The following is a 2,051-nucleotide window of genomic DNA, read 5'->3' on the forward strand; positions in this document are numbered from 1 at the left end:
GTGAACATCGACGCGAATACGGCGCTGGAAGCTGTGGGCGGGCTGGGGCTGTACGCCCGTGTCTCCTCCCATGATCGGAAGTCCGACCTCGAACGCCAGGTGGCCCGGCCGGCCGAGTGGGCGGCCAAGAGCGGCAACAAGGTGGTTCGGGTCGAGTCCGAGATCGCCTCGGGCATGAACGGTGCCCGGTCGAAGGCGAAGCGTCTGCTGGCCGACCCGGCGGTGACCACCGTCGTGGTTGAGCACAAGGACCGGCTCGGGCGGATGAACGTCGAGCTCGTCGAAGCGGCCCTGTCCGCGACCGGCCGTCGTCTGGTCGTGCTCGATGACGGCGAGGTCGAAGACGATCTGGTGCGGGACATGGTGGAGGTGCTGACCTCTTTGTGTGCGCGTCTGTACGGGCGCCGGTCGGCGAAGAACCGTGCCCGTAAGGCGCTGGAGGCTGCCGAGCATGGCTGATTCCGGGCTGCGGCCGATCGCCCCGCCGTTCGTCGCGCTCGGCCCCACCGGTGTGGCTGTACGCGACCGGCTGGGGGGCCTCACACCGAGGGACGAGGAGGTGTTGCGCCTGGTGGGCGCGCATCTCGGCTCGCTGGCCTCGCGTGATCTCAAGGCGCGCTGCGCTGACGGGCTGGAGCACAACAGCGACACGTGGGCGTCCCGAAAGCGTGACCTGACGCCCCGGTCGTCGTCCAGGTGGGCCGGGTCGATCACGAAGGCCACGCATGATCAATGGGCGTTGTCGCGACGCTGTCAGCTCGCCCACATCCAGTCCCTCGAAGCCGGTATCAAGACGATCGCGCACCGCTTGTCCCTGCCCATCGGAGAGAAGGGCACCAAGCGGGCGCCGGGCGGCTACCGATCGAAGCGGGAGTGGCACGCCAAAACACGTCGCCTGGCGACACTGCAGGACCGCCTGGGGCGGGAGAGGGCCGGCCGTGAGGCCGGCATCGTGCGTGTGGTGCGAGGCGGCAAGCGCCTGGCCCGCAACCGCCACAACCTCCAAGCCGCCCAGATCACCGAGACCCAATGGCGCGAACGCTGGGACTCCGAGCGCTGGTTCCTCGCTGCTGACGGCGAGTCCGGCAAGCGTTTCGGCAACGAGACCATCCGCGTCAGCCCCGAGGGCGAACTCTCGATCAAGCTCCCGGCCCCGCTCGCCGGATACGCGAACACCAAGCACGGCCGGTACACCCTCACCGCGAAGGTCTCCTTCCCGCACCGGGGCACTGAATGGGCCGACCGTGTGGAAGCCAACCGGGCTGTGGCCTACCGCATCCACCTGGACGTCGCTCGCGGACGCTGGTATCTGACGGCCTCATGGACGTTCCCCATCACACGGACAACCCCGTTCGATACCGCACTCGCCCAGGGCGTGATCGGGGTGGACACCAACGTCGACCACCTCGCCGCCTGGAGACTCGACACCCACGGCAACCCCTGCGGTGAGCCCCGCCGCTTCTTCTACGACCTGTCCGGCACCGCCCAGCACCGCGATGCCCAAGTCCGCCACGCGCTGTCGCGGCTGCTGAACTGGGCTCGTTCCTGCGGCGTCACAGCGATCGCGGTCGAAGACCTGGACTTCCAGGCCGAGAAGAGCCGCGAGAAACACGGACGCAAGAGCCGTTTCCGGCAGCTCATCTCCGGCATGCCCACCGGACGACTTCGCGCCCGGCTCACGTCCATGGCCGACCGGAGCGGTATCGCGATCATCGCTGTCGACCCGGCGTACACCTCGCAGTGGGGCGCGCAGCACTGGCAAAGGCCCCTCACCGGCAAGACTCGCAAGACGACCCGTCACGATGCGGCGAGCATCGCGATCGGGCGACGCGCCCAAGGGCACCCGATCCGGCGACGGACGACACCGCCCCCACACGACCAGAGCGATCGCGTGGGGCATCGGACCGTCCAGGCCGACTCAAAGGCCCCTGGGCGTGAGGAACCCCGCCCCCGCGTACCCGGACCACGCACCAGATGCGTGCCGCCGGACACGGAGAGAAAGCGGGCGACCAGGACACCCAAAACCGTTCGGGATGTCCGCAGAGACCAGG

General features: G+C 68.8%; 2 protein-coding genes. Both read left to right on the top strand.

The genetic code is table 11. The features are described 5' to 3' along the window. Positions 1–459 (top strand): IS607 family transposase (locus M1E25_RS25435; protein ID WP_251419650.1); only part of this gene is annotated, 459 nt, incomplete at its 5' end. Next, on the top strand, positions 452–2,051 hold a 1,600-nt coding region (locus tag M1E25_RS25440; RefSeq protein WP_251419652.1), incomplete at its 3' end, for a transposase. The genes M1E25_RS25435 and M1E25_RS25440, both read left to right, overlap by 8 nt.

It is taken from the genome of Streptomyces meridianus (genome assembly GCF_023703325.1).
Classification (GTDB): Bacteria; Actinomycetota; Actinomycetes; order Streptomycetales; family Streptomycetaceae; genus Streptomyces; species Streptomyces meridianus.